The following is a 20,265-nucleotide window of genomic DNA, read 5'->3' as shown; positions in this document are numbered from 1 at the left end:
GGCCTTAGCCCCAGGTTGCGCGGAACGCAACAGATACGGTCCCTTCCCACAGGCTGTTGGTCAGGTCTTTGAACTCTTTCGCAGTACCCGCGTTGTCCTGAGCGGAGTCAACGTAGAAGACGAATTTGTCCTGGCCGGTAATTTCGGTATCTGCCGCCGCGCCTGCGCTGGTGGTCAGGTTCCACAGGCCAGAAGAGACGCCGGTGTTAGAAGAAGAATCAACCAGCGTGGTCCATGCGGTTGATTTCGCCCCCACGGTGCCACCGATAGAGCCCAGGTCGTTACCGCCCCAACGCGCACCCACTTTCAGCTTGGTCGCTTCACCGCCCACGCTGAACAGCGTGTTGTTTGAATCGTCGAGGATAGCTTCGAGTTTGAAGCTGGTCGCCGTAGAGTGATCGCCACGGATAGCCACATCAAACAGACCGGTATCGGTGTTGAAAGATTTGGTATTGGCGCTGTAAACGAAGTTCAAAGCACGCGTTGGCGTAACAACCAGGTCGGATTCGCTGTCTTTGGTCGCGGTTGCCTGCCAGGTGGCAGAAGCCGTCGTTTCTGCTGCATTAACTGCGCTCAGGGCAGAAACAGACAGCAGGGAGCCCAGAACGATAGCGTTCAGTTTGTTCATTTATTTAGTCCTTCAAAAAAGAATCCACGTGTATAAAAAGGGGAGCCCCTTTTTCGAGGCGGAGTATAGACAGCCGCAAAATAACGAGGCAATACAGAAAAATTCACTCGCCGGAGAATAACAATAAAAATATAAATAAATTTCTCGTATCTTATTGTTACGTATTGAGTAAATCACTCAATTTCCCGAGCAATAGATAAATATCGATTTTTCAATAAAGAGAAATATCAGGACGTCGGAACAGCCACACACATCATTACAGGCAAAACCAGCCCCTTAATTAACCAGGCGTGCGGTTTAACGCGGGTAATATAGAAGAAGTTGATATTATCAAGTAACATTTCGTTTACAACGCCATCCGGTGCCGCATCATCTTCAGATTTATTCAGCTTTTTATCCTTAATATAAAAGATATTGCTTCCGTCGACTTTTTCCACGCTGAGCGTGTAATTTCTGTCAATCAGGTAGCTTTTGCCCTCTTTCTTGAGTACGCCTTTATGAATAACCGTCACAACATCTTTGTTGTTAAACAGGAAAAGCGTGGTTAGCGACATATCGGTTAACTCACCCGTGGAATAGGTTTTCCAGGAAATGGTATCTGACTGGCAGCCAAACCCCTCATCCTGCGTTCTGGTAAAATAGATCCACAACAACGCGATGGCAGACAGCGCCAGTACGATACTGAACAGTACACTCATTTTAGTCCTTGACATATTTTAACTCCCGGTCAGGCTTCTGTAAGAAATGCAGTTCTTATAATCGTCGATACTGTCCTGCTGATAACAGATGGCCAGGAAATAATTTTCTATCTGCGACTTTTTAAACCTGGAATAGTAAGCATCTGCAACCTGGTGTTGACAGTCGATATGTTGACTGGCAATGACCTCTTTTACGTGATTAAAGTAGTGCTGTCGCGGCTGATACATATTCTTATCGATCAGGTATACCGTACACCGGTCCACTTTACCGAGCAGATGCATATCAGAATCTTTCAGGCTCTCGGCATAGGAATCCCTTTGGTGCAACAGTAAAACAGCGGTGCCGATAACGGTAATCAGTAATAACGTGCAAAGAGAAATAAAGAGTCTGTGCAGCGATATTAATTGTTTAGGCGGATCGGCATCTTTCTTATGCGCTAGCGTATCGAATGCTTCAGAGGCAGATTGCTCACTAAGCGTTGAAACGACCGGCGGCCTGACCGTGTGATGTTCAATATGCGCGGCAAGGCTAAATCCCTTGCCACGTATCGTTTTTATCAGTAAAGGATCGCATCCTAAAGTACGAAATGCTTTTCTGATTTCACTTATGGCAACATTCAGACTTACCGAAGAACCAGAGAAACCATGATCCTCCCAGACCTTCTTTATCAGGTCGTCTCTGTCGAGAGTTTTACCATTATTGATGATAAGTTCATAAAGCAGACGACCCGCCTGGTTAGATAACTTAATGGATGACTCTTCCTCTCCATTAATCATGATCATACCGGTGTCGACTTCATAAAGCATTGTAAGATCAATGAGATACTTCATATTATTATTACGCCATTGTTAAAATTATGTGCATTTGCCAGGCAATAATAAGTCTAAAGTTTGTGTGGTCAAGTCGCGTGATATTAATTGAGAGATGAATTCATAAAGCTTCATTAATTAACAATTATTAAATCATTAATAAAAATATTCGAACTAACGCATTTAGGTTAAAACATTAAAAAAAACTAACTCGCAAGATTATAATCTTAAACTTTAGAAGTTGTTGGAATAATGTTTTGTTATGTACTTTTTTAGTGCAACATAATATCGTCAAAGCATTCTCCCGAGTCGCCATGCGTCTAGCCGGTACATCAGGGACATGTGTAGCCGATTAACATTCATTTTAAATAACACAAATCTTCATGGAGTTTATCATGTTCAAATCGATCATGACCGTATCACTGCTGGCCGCCGCTATTGCTTCTACCAGCGCAGTTGCCGCAGACAATTCGGCGGGTGGTATCATTAACTTTACCGGCGCTATTACCGATACAACCTGTACCATTAACGGCGGTAAAAGCGCGGACTTTACCGTTGCGCTTTCCCCTATTTCGGTAAAAGATGCAGGCACCACGGTTGGCCTGATCACTAAGAATAAAAAATCTATTGCGCTGACGTTCTCAGGTTGTTCACCAGCAGCCGGAACAACCGGTACCCCGCTGAAAGTGTATTTCTCCAGCGCGGATAATATTTCCACTGACGGTAAATACCTGCTGAATAACAGCGTGAACGAAAGCGATGCCAGTGTGGCACGTAATGTCGGTTTTGCGTTAGTGGAGCCAGGTTCGTCTACGCCAATTACCCTGAACCAGCCTTACACTACGGATATTATGGGTACAGCGACCGCGCCAGATTCCGAGACGCTGACGCTGGATGTTTATTACTATAAAACGAACGCCGCTGCCGCCACCGTGGGCGAGTTAAGCTCCAACGTAACGTATACCATTTCCTACCTGTAATAATGATTATACAGGCTCTGTTTTCTCAGAGCCTGTATTTAAGGTTGCAATCATGCGCAAGGCAATTTTGCTGGCAGGCTTACTGCTAAGCACCGGTCACTCATGGGCCAATATTGTCATTAATGGCACCCGTGTCCTTTATCCTGAAAATAACAAAGAGGTGATCGTCCAGTTAATGAATACGGGCGATGCGCCCGCTCTGGTGCAATCCTGGATAGATGACGGTGATATTAATTCCACGCCGGAAACAGCCAATGTGCCGTTTCTGCTGTCGCCGCCGGTGATAAAAGTTAACGAACATAATGGCCAACAGCTTCGTATTAAAAAGCTGCCGTCCAGCTTGCCTGCGGATCGCGAATCCGTCTTTTTCCTGAATGTCCTCGACATTCCGCCCAGACCTGAAAATCTGCAAAATCAGAATACCGTTCAGCTGGCGATTAAATCCCGTATCAAACTTTTTTACCGGCCCGCTGCGCTGAAAGGCACGCTGGATGACGCGGTGGCGAAACTGACGCTCGCCGCCGAAGGCGATCGCTTTCGCATTACAAATAACAGTCCGTTCCATATTACGGTCGCCAATATTTCGCTGGGTAAAACGAAATTGCTCCAGGAGTCCCCGATGGTTTCCCCGTTTGGGCAGCTGACGGTCGCCGCAAAAAATACGGTTAAGCGCGGACAGACCTTCCAGCTGATGTATGTGGACGATCTTGGCGCGTATAAAACCCGGACTTTCAACAGTCAGTGATCGGAAAGACTCACCATGAAAATGAAACAAAACAGACTCTGTCTGCTGGCAGTCTGCACGCTTCTGCTTTCGCATAAATCAGGGGCCGTCTCGTTTGATCCCTCCCTGCTTGCTGGCGCATCCGGTGAGTCCGATCTGTCTCGCTTTTCCGAAAACAACGCCATGCCTGCCGGCAGTCAGGAGATGGATATCTACGTAAACGGCAGCTGGAAGGGACGTTATACCGTCATCTACGGCGAGCAGCGTGACGACATCCGCCTTGCCTGGAAAGATGCCCGGTCGCTTGGCATCAACACCACGTCCGTGCCTGCGCCCGCCATTGCGCACGGGCAGGTGCAGCTGCGCGATCTGGTTCAGGGCGGTGAAGTCAAAACCGATACCAGCACCCTGAGTCTGGCGCTTACCGTTCCGCAGGCGGCCGTGCTGCGTACTGAAGAAGGTTACATTGCCCCCCAGTTTTGGGATGAGGGGATCCCGGCGCTGATGCTCTCGTGGAACACGACCTGGTATAACACCCGCGCAAAAGGCGCTGCGAAAGACACAAATGATGATTTTTATGCCGGGCTGGATTCCGGCGCCAACCTGTTCGGCTGGCAGTTTCGCGACAGCAGCGCCTGGCGGAAAACGGCCAGCGGAGAGAGTAGCTGGCAGAATAATACCCGCTACCTGCGCCGTCCCCTGGCCTCGCTGAAATCCAACCTGACGCTGGGTGACTTTTATATTCCTGGCGATCTGTTTGATTCCCTGCGCGTGCGCGGCGTGTCGCTGGCGTCGGACATGAAGATGCGCCCAAATTCACAGCAGGGTTTTTCACCGGTGGTTCACGGCGTGGCACGGACGAACGCCCTGGTGAAAGTTATCCAGAATGGCAACGTGATCTATCAGGAGAACGTACCGCCGGGCCAGTTTACCCTCGACAGCATTCAGCCTACCGGCTCTGCGGGCGATTTGCTGGTGGTGGTGCGTGAAGCGGACGGTTCACAGCAGTCCTTCACGGTGCCGTTTTCCGCCGTGCCCGGGATGCTAAAAGAAGGGGTGAGTCAGTACAGCGTGGTGGCGGGTAAAGTGCACCAGAACACGCTCGATGCCGAACCCGCATTCATGCAGGCCACGCTGCGCTACGGGTTTAATAACCTCATCACCGGGTATACCGGGACGATTATTAGCGATAACTACCAGGCCGGGCTTGTCGGTACCGGGTGGAACCTTCCGTTTGGCGCGGTCTCGTTTGATGTCACCCACGCCAAAACCACCCTACAGGATCGCACCAGCAGCGGTCAGAGTTATCGCGTGTCGTACAGCAAATTTATCGATACCACCGCCACCAACTTCACCCTGGCGGCCTATCGCTATTCCACTAAAGGCTATTACAGCTTCAGCGACGCGCTCTATTCGCGCGAAGGGTATCAGCGCCTGAGAGCGCAGTACGACGACTATGAAGATCGGTTTGGCGTTGCGCCCGACATGTCGCTAAGCACCTGGGATGCCCTGCGCGCGGCGCAGCCCAAGAATACCTTTACGCTTAACCTTAATCAGCGCCTGCTCAATAACTGGGGCACGGTATTTGTCTCCGGCACACAGCGCGATTACTGGAACTCACAGCAAACCACGCGCGAATACCAGATGGGCTATTCCAACGCCATCGGCCGCGCCAGCTATACCCTGTCGGCCAGCCGGGTACGGAACAGGGACAGTGAAGAAGAGACGCGCCTTTACCTCTCCCTCAGCCTGCCGTTCTCGCTGTTTGATAATAATGCCTGGATCACCTCCAGCCTGACGGCCAGCGATTCGCATTACGAGCAGAGCAATATCAGCATGAGCGGGAACGCGCTGGCGTCGAACCGACTGAGCTACACCCTCTCCGGCAGTAATGCGCGGGGGGGTAAAAATGCGGCAAGCGTTAACGCCGCGTACCGTTCGAACTTCGCGACACTCGGTGGCTCTTACAGCGAATCCTCCGACTACCGCCAGACCGGGCTCAGCGGACGGGGAAGCCTGGTGGCCTACCCGTGGCAAGTTCTCGCCTCAAACGAAACCGGCACAACCATGACTATCGTCGATGCGCCAAAAGCGGAGGGACTGATGGTGAACGGCGATGAAAGCATTATGACGAACCGCGATGGCGTGGCGCTGGTGCCTTACGCCACCCCGTATCGCAAAAACGCCATTACGTTATCGCAAACGGAAAACAGCGCTGGCGCGGAGGTGATCGGCAACATGGCTAACGTGGCCCCTTACGACGGGGCGGTGAGCTACATCCGCTTCGAAACCGACAAACGCCAGTCATGGGTACTTCATGCGACGCGTGCCGACGGCAAACCGCTGCCCTTTGGTACCGAAGTGCTTGATGAACACGGTGAATCTGTCGGGTATGTCGGCCAGGCCAGCGTACTGTATATCCGCGCTGAACAGCCGCCACGCGCGCTCAACGTGCATCTCCGGGGCGGGAAGTGCGAAATCTCCGCCCCAGCCTGGGGGCTGAACAGCCCCTCATCGGTTTGCCATTAATTACGGATTATCAAAATGTTACGATCATTCATATTCCTGCTCCTCTCCAGTATTAGTGGGATGAGCTATGCCACCTGCTCCGGCAGCAGCATCGTTTATGGCACACCGATTACCATTGATTTATCGGATAAGCTGAGCCCGGCCACGCCCACATGGACCGGCAGCTTCAGCACCCAGTACAGCGGCTCATTCAACTGTACGACGGGTAACAGTGAATTTTCTTACACGCCGATCCTCTCGACCGACAGCAAATACGCGACCATCCTCGGATTCAGCAATAACAAGTATATGGTGCGGGCGGAGATCACCAATCCCCCGGCCAATAAAACCCTGACTGCCAGCGGTAGCCATACGGCGTCTGAGCTGAACACACCGTTTACGGTTCGCTTCACCCTCGTTAACCAGAGCGGCACCACCCTGACGGGGGATACAGCGAACATGAGCGACGTTCTGTTCGTCAGCGACATGAGTGGGTTATCCTTCTGGGAAATCATCACCTGGCCAATCAATCAGGTCATCAAGATAGCGCAGTGGTTATTCAGCGGGTTCAAGTGGCCTTACGACAACCGGGATATGTTTGGTCAGCCGATGATCATCAAATACGCGCCAAAACTGACTACCTGTTCCTTTGATAATGCGGGGCTGACCGTAGCGCTGCCGACGCTCGGCATTCCCCAGCTCAGTGCATCCTCACAGCCGGGGCTGACGCCTTTTTCACTGAACATGAGCTGTCAGAACGTCGGGGTTAACGGCAATTCCGATCGGGCAATTGAGATGTTTCTGTCCAGCACGCAGCTGCTCTCAACCGACAGCTCGGTGCTGATCGACAGCGGCAGTAGCGCGGCACAGGGCGTGGGGCTACGCCTGATAAAACGTGACGCCCCGCAAACGCCGGTGATCTTCTCTACCTCAACCACCAGCCGTGGCAACGCCACGATGATTTTCAGCGTGGCGGCTGGCGCGGCGCTGGACGAACATTTCACCCTTCCGATGGCGGCGTACTATTACGTGTGGGCGCCCGCCCAGGTGAGCCAGGGTAAGATCAATACATCGGCTACGCTGAATATTATCTATCCCTGATGTGAGCTATTTCTCCATCTTTCCAACCGCTTGCACATACTTAATCAGTTCGCTGTGGTTGGAAAGATTCAGCTTTTTCATCGCATTGTGCTTCTGCGTCGCAATGGTACTGACCGAACGGTTTCGATGACGGGCAATCTCCGTCGTTGAAAATCCTTCCACGATAAGATGGAGCACCTCCCACTCTCTGGCCGAGAGGATGGAGCGCGCCCGGGAACCGGACCGCATTACCCGCCTGAGCCACGAAGAGATCGACGGTGTTTGCCCGTCCGCCATGAGCAACGCGGGTAATTCCTTTTTCAGTTCAGTCAATTCATCCTGCTGACTGATGGTTAATTCAAATTTCATCTCCAGAACTTTTTTTAACAGCCCGTAAGGCAGCTCGGGCACCAACAGAACACGCCTGACGTGATGGGTTTTACATAAAGATGTAAAACGGCTGCTGACCTCCGCACTCCACTCTTTATGATTAAGCAGATAATTAAATTCAGTGAAGAAAACATCCACGTTATTATCCGCGACCGCCGCCAGCGCCTGTTCAGTGGAATCGACCTGAGTAATGTTCAGTACGTAATCGGGTAAAAGATCATGGAGCGCCCGGAATATTATCTCTTTAAATATATTTATTTTGTAAAACACCATTACCTTTACGATACGTTCAGTATTATTCATGTCTTTTCTAAATTCTCGTGACCGGAGGAAAATGATAATAGTTTATGTACTCATCACTCACAACCTCTTCACGCCAGGATTTTATCCTTCTCAGGCTTAAAAATCTGAACAAGGACATTAAATTTATAGAAAAAATTCTATTTTATTCTGCACGCCGTTTCCTCTTGCAGATAAAGCCTTGTCGATAACCCTGCCGCGATCACAATTTTTCTTTCAGGAATAGCAGTAAGCCACTGAAAAAACGGTGGATAAACCCCATCAATCAACCTTCTGATGCTTATTAACCGCCCATTCACAGAATAAAAATCTGGCATGAATATTATTAGAAGATTAAAACAATTGCATATACCATTAAAACCATTTTTCAATTTTATCTTCCTCTAATAATTGGCATCGGCTTTACTCGACGGTTTGTATTGGCTTACATTGATGCCATCGCATCGCGTTATTTAAAAAGTGCTCGCCATTCTTTTAATAAGAGAGTGCGAACCGCCATTTTCTCTTATATGGACTGTTTACTCAGCGAAAGGAGAATGCCAATGCAAAATAAAAAAACAATTCACGTTGCCGTTGTTGACAGCTGCGAATTCACGATGATTGGCCTGCAATCGCTCGGAAAGCGTGAGCCTGATGAAAAACACGACGTTATTTTCCATGGGTTTACCCATATCGAAGAACTTGCTATGAGTGAACAACTCTTTGATATCATCATTTATGATCCGTTGAATACGCGTCATTTCCGGGTGACGACGAATGACGACATTCTCTGTATTAAACAGAAACAAGTGACGGCGAAGATCTATATCTATTCGTTATCCGCCGGCTATTTGAAATTCAAACATGTTGATGGGGTAATCAGCAAAAGAGTCTCCCTGGGGGATATCAAAGCGCTGTGGCAAATACTGATGAGCCAGACGCCGCAAGAGTCTGGTCGTTACAACGTAGGCATGACTACCCGCTTACGCACCCCGGCGAGGCTGTCCAGCGAGGAGGCCAGCGTATTGCGCGGCTATTCCTGTAATCTCAAAACCAAGCAAATCGCCCGTCAGCTGGGGTGTAACGTCAGGCTGGTTTACTTTTATAAAAACAACGCCATGAACAAGCTTAAGGCCGTGCGTGGCCCCTCGTTTTACCAGAGCATTCGCTGGATCCTGAATTAAGAATTTGACCGTGTGTCGTTTGCCTTTTGTTCCCGTGTCCGCGGGAACCTTTTTTTCATTTCCTGAAGGCTGTTCCATGTATACCGTTCTTCCCTCTCCCCTGTTGCAACGTATCTCAGGGCTGCGATTCCAGCCGCTTGTCGATCTTCATTCGGGCCAGGTGTTCGCGCATGAAGTTCTCGTGGAGATCCATAACGTCAATCTGGAGATATTGTTTGCTTCTCTGCCTTCGCGCAGCGCGCTGCAAATCTTCTTCTGGCAGGCCAACACCCTGTTACAGATACCCGTCCGGGACGCTTACTGGCTAAACCTTCCGGCAGAACACCTTCTCGACGAACGCGCTATCCGGTTGTTGCTGGCGTTACGCCATCAGCAGCGGTTAACGATTGAAATTCAGGATCCTCTCACCATCACACGGCTGAGTAAGGCTGAGCAACATCGTCTTCATGCCACGCTTGTTCGGTTAAAAGAGGCGGGATGGCAAATCTGGCTGGACGATTTAACCCGGGAGTTGGCTGAGGCGTTCGCGCGGCTTGCGCTGCCGCTGGATGGGGTAAAAATTGACCGTTCAGCGCTGCGCGAGCGCGCGCCGCTTGCCCCGTTTGTGCAGGAGGTCAGGGCAGGTATCGCGCAATCAATTCTTATCGAAGGCATCGAGAATTCGCGGGATCTGGCGCGCGTCCGCACGTCTGGCGCACAGTCTGGCCAGGGTTTTCTGTGGCCCGAAAGCCGCACCGATGCCCGCGTAACGCTGTGAGGGCCAGCTTACCGTGGCTTACCAGCCCGGCACCGCACCGCCGTTAAAAAGGGTCTCTGCCGCTTTCGCCACTTCCGGCGACTGATAGGACTGGATAAATTCCTTCACGTTTTCGGCGTCTTTGTTGTCTTCACGCGTGACCACTATATTCACGTAAGGCGAGTTTTTGTCCTCAATAAAGACGCTGTCATGTACCGGAGACAGCCCCGTTTGCTGAAGATAGGTGGTACTGATGATGGCCACATCCACTTTCGGATCGTCCAGCACGCGCGGCAGCTGCGCACCTTCCAGCTCCATAATCTGTAAGTTTTTCGGGTTCGCGGTAATATCCAGCGCCGTCGGCAGCAGGCCTACATCCGGTTTAAGGGTAATCAGCTTCTCTTTTTGCAGCAGCAACAGCGCGCGACCGAGGTTGGTGGGATCGTTTGGAATCGCAATGGTTGCGCCATCCTTCAGCTCAGACACCGATTTAATCTTTCGGGAGTAACCCGCCATCGGGAAGACGAAGGTATTGGCCACGGCGACCAGCGTGTAATTGTGCGCCTTGTTATCTTGTGCAAGGAACGGGCGATGCTGGAAGACGTTGGCGTCCAGTTCGCCCTGGTTGGTGGCATCGTTGGGCAGCAGCGAGCCACTAAAGCCCACCAGCTCAACATCCAGACCGTATTTCTCTTTTGCCACCTTTTTGGCGACTTCCGCCACGTCCTGCTCAGCGCCATTAATCACGCCGACTTTAATGTGTTTGGCATCATTGCCGCCTTGATCGCAACCTGCCAGCAGCAGGGCCGCGAGCACCAGAGCACTCAACTGAAATTTCACGAGACAGTTCCTTTCGACAGTGGTTTTGAAGACTATATCGACAACGAGATGGCAGGCTAAAAAACGAAAAGGAATCAGTAAGACGGTTAAGTTATATGCGGCCTGTTGCCGGGTGGCGCTGCGCTTACCCGGCCTACGTAACGGGCGAAGTGTAGGCCCGGTAAGCGTAGCGCCACCGGGCGATGGGCATCAGGCTACGGTAGTCCAGGCGCAAGCAGAACCGCTAACCTCACGCCTGCCGACGCAGCGGCGCTTCGCGCAAAAACCACGACAGCACAAACGCCAGCACCATAATCCCCGCCGCCAGCATAAACACCGCATGGATAGCCGAGCCGAACGCATCCAGATAGTCCAGACGCAGGGCATCAGGCAGATGGTGAATGGCAACGGGATTTAGTTCGCGCGGCAGTTCCGCCCCTTCCGGCAGCCTGTCGATCAGCCCTGATTGCAGAATATGGGTGAACACCGCGCCAAACAGCGCAACGCCAATCGCCCCGCCAATGGAACGGAACAGCGTCACCCCAGAGGTCGCTACGCCGTATTGATCGGCTGACACGCTGTTCTGCACCGCCAGCACCAGCACCTGCATCACCAGTCCCAGCCCCATGCCCAGCACGCCGGTAAACAGGTACAGCTGCCAGGTTGGGGAGGTGATTGAAATGCGCGTCAGTAACGCCATCCCCACCACGCCGAGCAGCGTGCCGAGGATCGGGAACAGACGGTATTTCCCGGTGCGGCTGATGATGCGCCCGCTGATGATGGAGGTGAGCAACAGCCCGCCCATCAGGGGGATCAGCTGCAAGCCGGCCTGCGTTGGCGTGGCGTCTTTCACCACCTGTAAATAGAGCGGCAGGAACGTTACCGAGCCAAACAGGGACATGCCGATGATAAAGCCAATCAGGCTACAGAGCAGGAAGCTGCGGTCGCGGAAGAGCGACAGCGGGATAATCGGCTCCCACGCCAGCCGCTCTTCGTAAATAAACCCGGCGATCCCCGTCAGGCCGAAGGCCAGAATGCACCACAGCTGCGGGTCGTTCCATTGGCGGATCGTACCGCCCTCGGTGGTAAACAGAATGATGCACAGCAGCGCCATGCTGAGGTAAATCGCCCCCAGGTAATCAATCTCATGCTTGCTGCGCCGCGCGCTGCCGTGGAATACCGCGCCAATCACCAGCAGCGCAAACAGCCCCAGCGGCAGGTTGATGTAGAAAATCCAGCGCCAGGATGCATGCTGAACGATAAACCCGCCGATCAGCGGGCCTATCACCGTCGCCAGGCCAAACACGCCGCCAAACAGACCCTGATAGCGACCCCGATCGGCAGGCGGGATCACGTCCGCCACGGCGGCCATGCTGATCACCATCAGGCCGCCGCCCCCCAGCCCTTGCAGGGCGCGCATCAGCACCAGCTGGGTCATGTTCTGCGCCAGGCCACACAGCGCAGAGCCCACCAGGAAAAGCACTATTGCGATTTGCAGGACGATTTTACGGCCAAACAGATCGCCGAATTTGCCATACAGCGGCACCACGATGGTCGAACTGAGGATATAGGCTGTCACCACCCAGGAGAGCTTATCCAGCCCGCCCAGCTCGCCGACGATGGTCGGCAGCGCGGTGGAGACAATGGTCTGATCCAGCGCCGAGAGCAGCATCACCAGCAGGAGTGCGCTGAACAGCAGCTTAATCGACGGTGCGTTTTTCGCAGGTTGAGTCATTACGTCAGACTCCATAAGAGATCGCTTGAAATTAATTAATCGAATAATTAATATTCAGGTAAGTTATGGATAAGATCAAGAGACAGCGTGACCGTGCCAGCACTAAAAGACAATTCTGAACCCCGCCGTCCCGGACGTCCGCGCGGCGGCAAGCGCGTTACCGCCAGCCGCGAACAGCTGCTGGACATCGCCCTGAACCTCTTCTCCCGCCAGGGGATCGCCAATACGTCGTTGAACGCTATTGCCCGCGAAGCCGGCGTGACGCCCGCCATGCTGCACTACTACTTCAACTCCAGAGAACAGTTACTGGATGCGATGATTGAGGAGCGCTTCCTGCCGTTACGTGAGCGGATCGGGGCAATTTTCGCCGACAACCGGGATTCGCCGGTGGATGCCCTGACGGAAATGGTCAGGGTGCTGGCCGAACTGGCGGAAAAGTATCGCTGGTTTGCCCCGCTGTGGATGCAGGAGGTGATCGGCGAGATGCCGGTACTGCGTACGCATTTGCAGGAGCGCTTTGGCGATGAGAAATATCACACCACGCTGGCAACCATCAAAGGCTGGCAGCAGGAAGGAAAGCTGAATCCGGCGCTAGCCCCCGAACTGCTGTTCACGACGCTGCTGAGCCTGGTGCTGGTGCCGTTCTCTCGCATGCGCAATGACGAGAGGCTTAATGCCCTCTCGCCGGAGATCGTTGTGCGCCACGTGTTAGCCGTGATCGGCAACGGGATCGGCGGTTAAAGATCCCTGGTCAGATAGTGTCTCTGCATTCCCTGATAAGGGTAATCCTGTAAGGACATCTGCACCTGATAACCCTGTTTTTCATAGAACGGACGCGCCTGGAAGCTGACCGTATCCACCAGCGCGTGACGACACCCTTTACGACGGGCCTCCTCTTCAGCCGTTTTGATCAGCTGGCTGCCGACGCCCGTTCCCCGCACCCTGTCGCTGACCCACAGAAAGTCGATATTCAGCCAGTCGCCTTTACGTACGCCGATTAACCCGCCCAGCATGACGCCGCTGTCGTCCCGCACATATACGCCAATATCGCCACTAAACGTCGCCAGATCTAAATACTGCGCGTTATAGGCTCTTAGCCCCGTTAATAATTCTTCTTTTTCTTCAGCCGTGACTTTATCTGTAATGCTCAGGTGCATAAATCTCTCCTTATTTTCAGCGCAATCTGAATATCTCACAGCTTAACCTTCATAAAAACTCCTTATTTCCTCCATTGTTTAAACAAGGAAATATTCATTCAATATGTAAATAAAAAAAACCTTTCCAATAGGCTCCGAAAACGTATAATGAGAACGATCATTCTCACTTTTTACGGTAGCCGACGATGAGCACAAAGCTGGAAGAACGACAAAAACTACGGCAGGACGAAATCATCACCGCCGCGCGCCGCTGCTTTCGCGCCAGTGGATTTCACGCTGCCAGCATGTCGCAGATCGCCAGCGAAGCCAGGCTCAGCGTCGGACAAATCTATCGCTATTTCAGTAACAAAGACGCGATCATTGAAGAGATGATCCGGCGCATTATCGACTCACGTATTGAGGAGATGCAGGGCAAAACCCTGGTTGAAGGGATGCCGCAGGCGCTTGCCTGGCGCCAGACGCTTAACGAAGATGATGACGCGCTAATGCTCGAAATGTCCGCAGAGGCCACGCGCAATCCGCTGGTGGCAAACATGCTGATCGAAGCCGAAGCCCGCATGTTCGCCAACGCCTGTGAGCACCTGAAAAAGCAGTTCCCCCACCTGAGCGATGAGCATATTCGCTGCTGCGTGGAGATTACCGCCGTGATGATCGAAGGCACGATTTACCGTCGACTCACGCCTTTAAAAGTACCGTCAGAACAATTAGAGCCCATATACCAGAATATTTTAAATATGCTTTTCTCTGCGAAGTAATCGCATGTGAATAATTAGCGGAAATAAGTAATTTCCCTTTTTTCATTTCTGGCTCTGCCAGAGATGCGGGATCGCTGTGCTTTTAATTAGCCCTCCTCCCTGTTAAGCGATTAACAGGGCAGGCTTCGTTCACCCTGGAAAAAGATTATGAAAACCATAACAACCTCCATCGCAGCATTACTCCTCCTGACAGGGTGCGATAATGCGCAAACATCTGCTCCCCAGCGTCCTCTTCCGGAAGTGGGGATTGTCACACTCATGAGCCAGCCGGTGTCCGTGGTCAGCGAGCTGACCGGCCGCACCGCCGCCGCGATGAGCGCCGAAGTGCGCCCTCAGGTGGGCGGCATTATTCAGAAACGGCTCTTCACCGAAGGCGATACGGTCAAGGCCGGGCAGGCGCTGTATCAGATCGATCCTTCCAGCTACCGCGCCGCTTATGATGAAGCTGCCGCCGCACTGAAACAGGCGCAGGCGCTGGTGCAGGCCGACTGCCAGAAAGCCCGGCGCTATGCGCAGCTGGTTAAGGATGACGGCGTATCACGTCAGGATGCGGAAGACGCGAAGTCCACCTGCGCGCAGGACAAGGCCAGCGTCGAGTCAAAGAAAGCCGCGCTGGAAAGTGCCCGCATTAACCTCAACTGGACCACCGTCACCGCGCCGATTGCCGGACGTATCGGCATCTCCTCTGTGACCCCCGGCGCGCTGGTGACCGCCCAGCAGGATACCGCGCTGGCCACTATTCGCGGGCTGGACAGTATGTACGTCGATTTAACCCGTTCCAGCGCCGATCTGCTGCGATTACGCAAGCAAACCCTCGCCAGCAACAACGATACGCTGAACGTGTCGTTGATCCTCGAAGACGGCAGCAGCTACAGCGAAAAAGGCCATCTGGCGTTAACCGAAGTGGCGGTGGATGAGTCTACCGGCTCAGTCACCCTGCGCGCCGTCTTCCCGAACCCGCAGCATCAGCTTCTGCCGGGCATGTTCGTCCGCGCCCGAGTGGATGAAGGCATCATGAATGACGCGATCCTCGCGCCGCAGCAGGGCATCACCCGCGACGCCAAAGGTACCGCCACCGCGCTGGTGGTGAACGCCAGCAACAAGGTCGAGCAGCGTCAGCTGGAGACGGGCGACACCTACGGCGATAAATGGCTGGTGCTGAATGGCCTGAAGGCGGGCGATAAGCTGATTGTGGAAGGCACCGACAAAGTCACCGCCGGGCAGGAAGTGAAAGCTGAAGAGATGAAAACCAACGGAGGAAACGCCTGATGTTTTCCCGTTTCTTCGTGCGTCGCCCGGTCTTTGCCTGGGTTATCGCCATTCTCATCATGCTCGCCGGGATACTGGCGATCCGCACGCTGCCCGTTGCGCAGTACCCGGACGTTGCCCCGCCGTCGATCAAAATCTCCGCCACCTACACCGGCGCCTCCGCACAAACGCTGGAGAACAGCGTGACGCAGGTGATCGAGCAGCAGCTCACCGGGCTGGATAACCTGCTCTACTTCACCTCCACCAGCAGCTCGGACGGTTCGGTGAGCATCAACGTCACGTTTGAACAGGGAACCGATCCGGACACCGCTCAGGTACAGGTGCAGAACAAAGTCCAGCAGGCGGAATCACGCCTGCCGACCGAGGTGCAGCAGTCCGGGATCACCGTCGAAAAATCCCAGAGCAACTTCCTGCTGATCATGGGCGTATATGATAAAACCGACACCGCCAGCAGCTCGGATATCGCCGACTGGCTGGTGAGTAATATGCAGGATCCGCTGGCGCGCGTGGATGGCGTCGGCAGCCTGCAGGTGTTCGGTGCAGAATACGCGATGCGCATCTGGCTCGACCCGGCTAAGCTGGCGTCGTACTCGCTGATGCCCTCCGACGTGCAGAGCGCGATTGAAGCGCAGAACGTCCAGGTCTCCGCCGGTAAAATCGGCGCGCTGCCCTCGTCGAACGCCCAACAGCTGACCGCCACCGTTCGCGCTCAGTCGCGTCTGCAAACGGTCGATGAGTTCAAAAAAATCATCGTCAAGAGCGAGTCCAACGGTGCGGTGGTGCGCATCAGCGACGTCGCGCGCGTGGAGATGGGCAGCGAAGATTACACCGCCACCGCGAAGCTGAACGGCCACCCGGCGGCGGGTATGGCGGTGATGCTCTCGCCGGGCGCCAACGCGCTTAACACCGCCACGGCGGTAAAAGACAAGATCGCCGAGTTCAAAAAGTCGATGCCGGAAGGCTACGACGTGGCCTACCCGAAAGACAGCACCGAGTTCATCAAGATCTCCGTTGAGGACGTGATTCAGACCCTGTTCGAAGCCATTATCCTCGTGGTGGTGGTGATGTACCTGTTTCTGCAAAACATCCGCGCGACGCTGATCCCGGCGCTGGCGGTGCCGGTGGTGCTGCTGGGCACCTTCGGCGTACTGGCGCTGTTCGGTTACTCCATCAACACCCTGACGCTGTTTGCCATGGTGCTGGCGATAGGACTTTTGGTGGATGACGCCATCGTGGTGGTGGAAAACGTCGAGCGTATTATGCGCGACGAAGGGCTGCCCGCTCGGGAAGCGACCGAAAAATCGATGGGCGAAATTTCCGGCGCACTGATCGCCATTGCACTGGTGCTCTCTGCGGTATTCCTGCCGATGGCCTTCTTCGGCGGCTCTACCGGGGTCATTTACCGTCAGTTCTCGGTCACCATTATTTCGGCGATGTTCCTCTCCGTGGTGGTGGCGCTGACCCTGACGCCCGCGCTGTGCGGCTCGATCCTGAATCACACCGCTCCGCACAAAAAGGGCTTCTTCGGCGCGTTTAACCGCTTCTACAGTAAGACCGAGCACGGCTATCAGAATAAGGTTCTGCGCGCCCTGCGCCGTTCCGGCGGCATGCTGGTGATCTTCGCCCTGCTCTGCGGCGCGATGGGGTTCGCCATGCTGAAACTGCCGGGCAGCTTCCTGCCAACCGAAGACCAGGGTGAAATCATGGTGCAGTACACCCTCCCTGCCGGCGCAACCGCGGTGCGTACCGCAGAGGTAAGCCGCCAGGTACGCGAGTGGTTCCTCACCAAAGAGAAAGCCAATACCGACGTGATCTTTACCGTTGAAGGTTTCAGCTTCAGCGGCAGCGGCCAGAACGCCGGGATGGCGTTCGTCTCCCTGAAAAACTGGTCAGAGCGTAAAGGCGAGGAAAACACCGCGCAGGCCATTGCCCTGCGCGCCACGCAGGAGCTGAGCGCCATCCGCGATGCCACCATCTTTGCGATGACACCGCCGGCAGTGGACGGTCTGGGCCAGAGCAACGGCTTTACCTTTGAGCTGATGGCGAGCGGCGGCACCGACCGCGACGCGCTGCTGAAACTGCGTAACCAGCTGATTGGCGAAGCGAATCAGGACAGCTCGCTGCACGCCGTGCGCGCCAACGATCTGCCGCAGATGCCGCAGCTTCAGGTGGATATCGATAACAACAAAGCCGTGTCGCTGGGGCTCTCCCTGAGCGACGTCACCGACACCCTGTCCAGCGCCTGGGGCGGCACCTACGTGAACGACTTCATTGACCGTGGCCGCGTGAAAAAGGTCTACATCCAGGGCGACAGCGACTATCGTGCGGTGCCGTCGGATCTCAACAAATGGTATGTGCGCGGCAGCGACAGCACTATGACCCCATTCTCCGCCTTCGCCACTACCCGCTGGGAGTATGGCCCGGAAAGCCTGGTGCGCTACAACGGCTCGGCGGCGTATGAAATTCAGGGCGAGAACGCCAGCGGCGCCAGCTCCGGTACGGCGATGAGCAAAATGGAGCAGTTGGCGAATAACCTGCCGTCCGGCAGCACCTGGGCGTGGAGCGGTTTGTCGTTGCAGGAAAAACTGGCGAGCGGTCAGGCGATGAGCCTTTATGCCCTCTCCATCCTCGTGGTGTTCCTGTGCCTGGCGGCACTGTATGAGAGCTGGTCGGTGCCCATTTCGGTGATCCTCGTGATCCCGCTTGGGGTGCTGGGCGCGGCCATTGCCGCCTCCCTGCGCGGCCTGAGCAACGATGTCTATTTCCAGGTGGCGCTGCTGACCACCATCGGTCTGTCGTCGAAGAACGCCATTCTGATTGTCGAGTTTGCCGAAGCCAAAGTGGCCGAAGGCTACTCACTGACGCGCGCCGCCCTGCGGGCCGCCCAGACGCGTCTGCGTCCGATCATCATGACCTCACTGGCGTTTATCGCAGGGGTTACGCCGCTGGCCGTGGCAACCGGGGCAGGTGCCAACAGCCGCGTGGCGATCGGTACCGGCATTATCGGTGGGACGCTGGCCGCGACGCTGCTGGCCATCTTCTTTGTTCCTTTATTCTTTGTACTGGTGAAACGTCTGTTCTCCGGTAAGCACGCAAACCGGAGGTCATAATGTTTCGTGTAACTGTTTTAGCGTTAGCACTGCTGAGCGCAGGCTGTGTGTCATTAGATCCCACGTATCAGCGCCCGGACGCACCCGTTCCGGCCACACTGCCCGGCGCGCACGGCGAAGCCAGCGCCGTGGTGAGCCAGTGGCAGCAGGTGATGAATGATGCGCGGCTGAAAAGCGTGGTGACGATGGCGCTAAACAGCAACCGCGACGTGCAAAAAGCGATTGCGGATATCGACGCCGCCCGTGCCCAGTATGGCGAAACGCGCTCGTCCCTGTTCCCGACGGTGGACGCGGAACTGAGCCACACCCGCAGCCGCACGCTGGCGAGCGGCGTCGCGACGAGCGACGAAGCCAACGGCACGGTCTCCAGCTTCGAACTGGATCTGTTTGGCCGCAACCAGAGCCTGTCGCGCGCCGCGCGTGAAACCTGGCTTGCCAGCGAGTTCACCGCGCAGAACACGCGCCTGACAATGGTCAGCGAGCTGACCACGGCCTGGGTGACGCTGGCGGCGGATAACAGCAATCTGGCGCTGGCGAAATCCACCCTGGAGAGCGCCGCGAACTCGCTCAAAATCGTCAAACGTCAGCAGGAAGTAGGTGTGGCAGCGGCCACGGACGTCAGTGAAGCGATGGCGGTTTACCAGCAGGCGCGCGCCAGCGTGGCGAGCTACCAGACGCTGGTGATGCAGGACAAAAACGCCCTTAACCTGCTGGCGGGCGATACGGTGCCCGAGAACCTGCTGCCCGGCACGCTGGAGAGCCTGAGCGATAACGCCATCACGCTGATCCCGGCGGGCGTCAGCTCCAGCGCGCTGCTGCGTCGCCCGGACATTCAGGAGGCGGAACATAACCTGCTGAGCGCTAACGCCAACATCGGCGCGGCACGCGCCAACTTCTTCCCGACCATTTCACTGACCGCCAGCGCGGGCGTCGGCAGCGATTCGCTGTCATCCCTGTTCAGCCACGGCATGAAGGTCTGGTCGTTCGCGCCGTCCATCACCCTGCCGCTGTTTAGCGGGGGCAACAATATGGCGCAGCTGCGCTATGCGGAAGCGGAGAAAAAAGGGTTAATTGCGACCTATGAGAAGACCATCCAGAGCGCGTTTAAGGACGTGGCCGACGCGCTGGCGCGGCGCGAAACGTTGAGCGAACAGCTTGATGCCCAGCGTGAATACGTGGCGGCGGAGCAAAAAACGCTGGATGTGGCGACGCGCAGTTACAAGGCTGGCGCGGGCGATTATCTGACGGTGCTCACCGCGCAGCGATCGCTGTGGTCAGCACAGGAATCACTGATTGCCTTGCAGCAAACCGACCTGGAAAACCGCATCACGCTGTGGCAATCGCTGGGTGGAGGGGTTCAGTAACGGCCTGAGAGGGCGATTCTCATACCAGGTGAAAAGTAA

18 protein-coding genes are annotated in these 20,265 nt (G+C 54.7%); 11 read left to right on the top strand and 7 right to left on the bottom strand.

Features of this window, described 5'->3' with window-relative positions; all coding sequences use genetic code 11:
- Nucleotides 1-4: 4 nt before the first annotated feature.
- The 3 genes from ACQG1K_RS00330 to ACQG1K_RS00320 form a co-directional block, all read right to left on the bottom strand.
- Nucleotides 5-628, bottom strand: a complete 624-nt coding sequence (locus ACQG1K_RS00330; RefSeq protein WP_003860995.1) for a common pilus major fimbrillin subunit EcpA — start codon at nucleotides 626-628, stop codon at nucleotides 5-7.
- Nucleotides 629-855: 227 nt separating this feature from the next.
- Nucleotides 856-1,326 carry a hypothetical protein gene (locus ACQG1K_RS00325; RefSeq protein ID WP_022646581.1) on the bottom strand — a complete coding sequence of 157 codons (471 nt, stop codon included), beginning with the start codon at nucleotides 1,324-1,326 and terminating at the stop codon, nucleotides 856-858.
- A gap of 18 nt (nucleotides 1,327-1,344) precedes the next feature.
- Nucleotides 1,345-2,157 carry a winged helix-turn-helix domain-containing protein gene (locus tag ACQG1K_RS00320; protein ID WP_022646580.1) on the bottom strand — a complete coding sequence of 271 codons (813 nt, stop codon included), beginning with the start codon at nucleotides 2,155-2,157 and terminating at the stop codon, nucleotides 1,345-1,347.
- 374 nt (nucleotides 2,158-2,531) lie between these two features.
- Here ACQG1K_RS00320 and ACQG1K_RS00315 point away from each other — a divergent pair, with 374 nt between their 5' ends.
- The 4 genes from ACQG1K_RS00315 to ACQG1K_RS00300 are packed head-to-tail and all read left to right on the top strand — an operon-like array spanning nucleotide 2,532 to nucleotide 7,449.
- Entirely contained in the window at nucleotides 2,532-3,116 is a 585-nt protein-coding gene (locus ACQG1K_RS00315) for a fimbrial protein (RefSeq protein ID WP_022646579.1), read from the top strand.
- Between the two features lie 52 nt (nucleotides 3,117-3,168).
- Entirely contained in the window at nucleotides 3,169-3,861 is a 693-nt protein-coding gene (locus ACQG1K_RS00310; RefSeq protein WP_367075534.1) for a fimbrial biogenesis chaperone, read from the top strand.
- Nucleotides 3,862-3,876: 15 nt separating this feature from the next.
- A complete protein-coding gene (locus ACQG1K_RS00305; protein WP_367075532.1) occupies nucleotides 3,877-6,369 on the top strand; it encodes a fimbria/pilus outer membrane usher protein in 2,493 nt (830 codons plus the stop codon).
- Between the two features lie 15 nt (nucleotides 6,370-6,384).
- Nucleotides 6,385-7,449 (top strand): fimbrial protein, encoded by a 1,065-nt coding sequence (locus ACQG1K_RS00300; protein WP_157506423.1) that lies wholly within the window; start codon nucleotides 6,385-6,387, stop codon nucleotides 7,447-7,449.
- A 6-nt stretch (nucleotides 7,450-7,455) separates the two neighbouring features.
- On the opposite strand, the gene ACQG1K_RS00295 is transcribed toward ACQG1K_RS00300, so the two are convergent.
- Nucleotides 7,456-8,091 carry a LuxR C-terminal-related transcriptional regulator gene (locus ACQG1K_RS00295; RefSeq protein ID WP_032622107.1) on the bottom strand — a complete coding sequence of 212 codons (636 nt, stop codon included), beginning with the start codon at nucleotides 8,089-8,091 and terminating at the stop codon, nucleotides 7,456-7,458.
- 569 nt (nucleotides 8,092-8,660) lie between these two features.
- Between ACQG1K_RS00295 and ACQG1K_RS00290 the strand changes: the two genes are divergently transcribed.
- Nucleotides 8,661-9,281: a LuxR C-terminal-related transcriptional regulator gene (locus ACQG1K_RS00290; protein WP_015570093.1), complete on the top strand. Its 621-nt coding sequence runs from the start codon at nucleotides 8,661-8,663 to the stop codon at nucleotides 9,279-9,281.
- Between the two features lie 76 nt (nucleotides 9,282-9,357).
- Entirely contained in the window at nucleotides 9,358-10,038 is a 681-nt protein-coding gene (locus ACQG1K_RS00285; protein ID WP_426760306.1) for an EAL domain-containing protein, read from the top strand.
- 18 nt (nucleotides 10,039-10,056) lie between these two features.
- Here the strand turns inward: ACQG1K_RS00285 and nlpA are convergent, their stop codons facing one another.
- Both nlpA and ACQG1K_RS00275 read right to left on the bottom strand, forming a co-directional pair.
- The gene (gene nlpA / locus ACQG1K_RS00280) at nucleotides 10,057-10,857 is read right to left on the bottom strand and encodes a lipoprotein NlpA (RefSeq protein ID WP_058677108.1); all 801 of its coding nucleotides are present in this window, start codon (nucleotides 10,855-10,857) and stop codon (nucleotides 10,057-10,059) included.
- Nucleotides 10,858-11,086: 229 nt separating this feature from the next.
- Complete coding sequence (locus ACQG1K_RS00275) at nucleotides 11,087-12,586, bottom strand: MDR family MFS transporter (protein WP_058646776.1); 1,500 nt, start codon at nucleotides 12,584-12,586, stop codon at nucleotides 11,087-11,089.
- 78 nt (nucleotides 12,587-12,664) lie between these two features.
- Between ACQG1K_RS00275 and ACQG1K_RS00270 the strand changes: the two genes are divergently transcribed.
- Nucleotides 12,665-13,312 (top strand): TetR/AcrR family transcriptional regulator, encoded by a 648-nt coding sequence (locus ACQG1K_RS00270; RefSeq protein WP_032622106.1) that lies wholly within the window; start codon nucleotides 12,665-12,667, stop codon nucleotides 13,310-13,312.
- Here the strand turns inward: ACQG1K_RS00270 and ACQG1K_RS00265 are convergent.
- Complete coding sequence (locus ACQG1K_RS00265; protein WP_058677106.1) at nucleotides 13,309-13,728, bottom strand: GNAT family N-acetyltransferase; 420 nt, start codon at nucleotides 13,726-13,728, stop codon at nucleotides 13,309-13,311. The genes ACQG1K_RS00270 and ACQG1K_RS00265 overlap by 4 nt on opposite strands.
- Before the next feature lie 185 nt (nucleotides 13,729-13,913).
- On the opposite strand from ACQG1K_RS00265, the gene ACQG1K_RS00260 reads away from it, so the two are divergent.
- The 4 genes from ACQG1K_RS00260 to ACQG1K_RS00245 all read left to right on the top strand — a co-directional run bounded on the left by ACQG1K_RS00260 (nucleotide 13,914) and on the right by ACQG1K_RS00245 (nucleotide 20,226).
- Nucleotides 13,914-14,483 carry a TetR/AcrR family transcriptional regulator gene (locus ACQG1K_RS00260; RefSeq protein ID WP_022646570.1) on the top strand — a complete coding sequence of 190 codons (570 nt, stop codon included), beginning with the start codon at nucleotides 13,914-13,916 and terminating at the stop codon, nucleotides 14,481-14,483.
- Nucleotides 14,484-14,630: 147 nt separating this feature from the next.
- The gene (locus tag ACQG1K_RS00255) at nucleotides 14,631-15,752 is read left to right on the top strand and encodes an efflux RND transporter periplasmic adaptor subunit (protein ID WP_367075527.1); all 1,122 of its coding nucleotides are present in this window, start codon (nucleotides 14,631-14,633) and stop codon (nucleotides 15,750-15,752) included.
- Complete coding sequence (locus ACQG1K_RS00250) at nucleotides 15,752-18,862, top strand: efflux RND transporter permease subunit (protein ID WP_367075526.1); 3,111 nt, start codon at nucleotides 15,752-15,754, stop codon at nucleotides 18,860-18,862. Before ACQG1K_RS00255 ends, ACQG1K_RS00250 begins: the two co-directional genes overlap by 1 nt.
- Entirely contained in the window at nucleotides 18,862-20,226 is a 1,365-nt protein-coding gene (locus ACQG1K_RS00245) for an efflux transporter outer membrane subunit (RefSeq protein ID WP_022646568.1), read from the top strand. The genes ACQG1K_RS00250 and ACQG1K_RS00245 overlap by 1 nt, the downstream gene beginning before the upstream one ends.
- Nucleotides 20,227-20,265 lie beyond the last annotated feature (39 nt).

The organism is Enterobacter cloacae complex sp. 402C9 (genome assembly GCF_050030745.1).
Lineage (GTDB): Bacteria > Pseudomonadota > Gammaproteobacteria > Enterobacterales > Enterobacteriaceae > Enterobacter > Enterobacter intestinihominis.
Note: the sequence above shows the minus strand (reverse complement) of the source record. Positions and strands in the feature narration are given on the sequence as shown.

What these genes read in the sequence shown, in the direction of transcription:
- ACQG1K_RS00300 (WP_157506423.1), top strand. Translation starts at nt 6,385, where the DNA reads ATGTTACGATCATTCATATTCCTGCTCCTCTCCAGTATTAGTGGGATG.
- ACQG1K_RS00295 (WP_032622107.1), bottom strand. Translation starts at nt 8,091, where the DNA reads ATGGTGTTTTACAAAATAAATATATTTAAAGAGATAATATTCCGGGCG.
- ACQG1K_RS00275 (WP_058646776.1), bottom strand. Translation starts at nt 12,586, where the DNA reads ATGGAGTCTGACGTAATGACTCAACCTGCGAAAAACGCACCGTCGATT.
- ACQG1K_RS00250 (WP_367075526.1), top strand. Translation starts at nt 15,752, where the DNA reads ATGTTTTCCCGTTTCTTCGTGCGTCGCCCGGTCTTTGCCTGGGTTATC.
- ACQG1K_RS00255 (WP_367075527.1), top strand. Translation starts at nt 14,631, where the DNA reads ATGAAAACCATAACAACCTCCATCGCAGCATTACTCCTCCTGACAGGG.
- ACQG1K_RS00290 (WP_015570093.1), top strand. Translation starts at nt 8,661, where the DNA reads ATGCAAAATAAAAAAACAATTCACGTTGCCGTTGTTGACAGCTGCGAA.
- ACQG1K_RS00245 (WP_022646568.1), top strand. Translation starts at nt 18,862, where the DNA reads ATGTTTCGTGTAACTGTTTTAGCGTTAGCACTGCTGAGCGCAGGCTGT.
- ACQG1K_RS00285 (WP_426760306.1), top strand. Translation starts at nt 9,358, where the DNA reads ATGTATACCGTTCTTCCCTCTCCCCTGTTGCAACGTATCTCAGGGCTG.
- ACQG1K_RS00330 (WP_003860995.1), bottom strand. Translation starts at nt 628, where the DNA reads ATGAACAAACTGAACGCTATCGTTCTGGGCTCCCTGCTGTCTGTTTCT.
- ACQG1K_RS00305 (WP_367075532.1), top strand. Translation starts at nt 3,877, where the DNA reads ATGAAAATGAAACAAAACAGACTCTGTCTGCTGGCAGTCTGCACGCTT.
- ACQG1K_RS00265 (WP_058677106.1), bottom strand. Translation starts at nt 13,728, where the DNA reads ATGCACCTGAGCATTACAGATAAAGTCACGGCTGAAGAAAAAGAAGAA.
- ACQG1K_RS00320 (WP_022646580.1), bottom strand. Translation starts at nt 2,157, where the DNA reads ATGAAGTATCTCATTGATCTTACAATGCTTTATGAAGTCGACACCGGT.
- ACQG1K_RS00260 (WP_022646570.1), top strand. Translation starts at nt 13,914, where the DNA reads ATGAGCACAAAGCTGGAAGAACGACAAAAACTACGGCAGGACGAAATC.
- ACQG1K_RS00310 (WP_367075534.1), top strand. Translation starts at nt 3,169, where the DNA reads ATGCGCAAGGCAATTTTGCTGGCAGGCTTACTGCTAAGCACCGGTCAC.
- ACQG1K_RS00315 (WP_022646579.1), top strand. Translation starts at nt 2,532, where the DNA reads ATGTTCAAATCGATCATGACCGTATCACTGCTGGCCGCCGCTATTGCT.
- ACQG1K_RS00325 (WP_022646581.1), bottom strand. Translation starts at nt 1,326, where the DNA reads ATGAGTGTACTGTTCAGTATCGTACTGGCGCTGTCTGCCATCGCGTTG.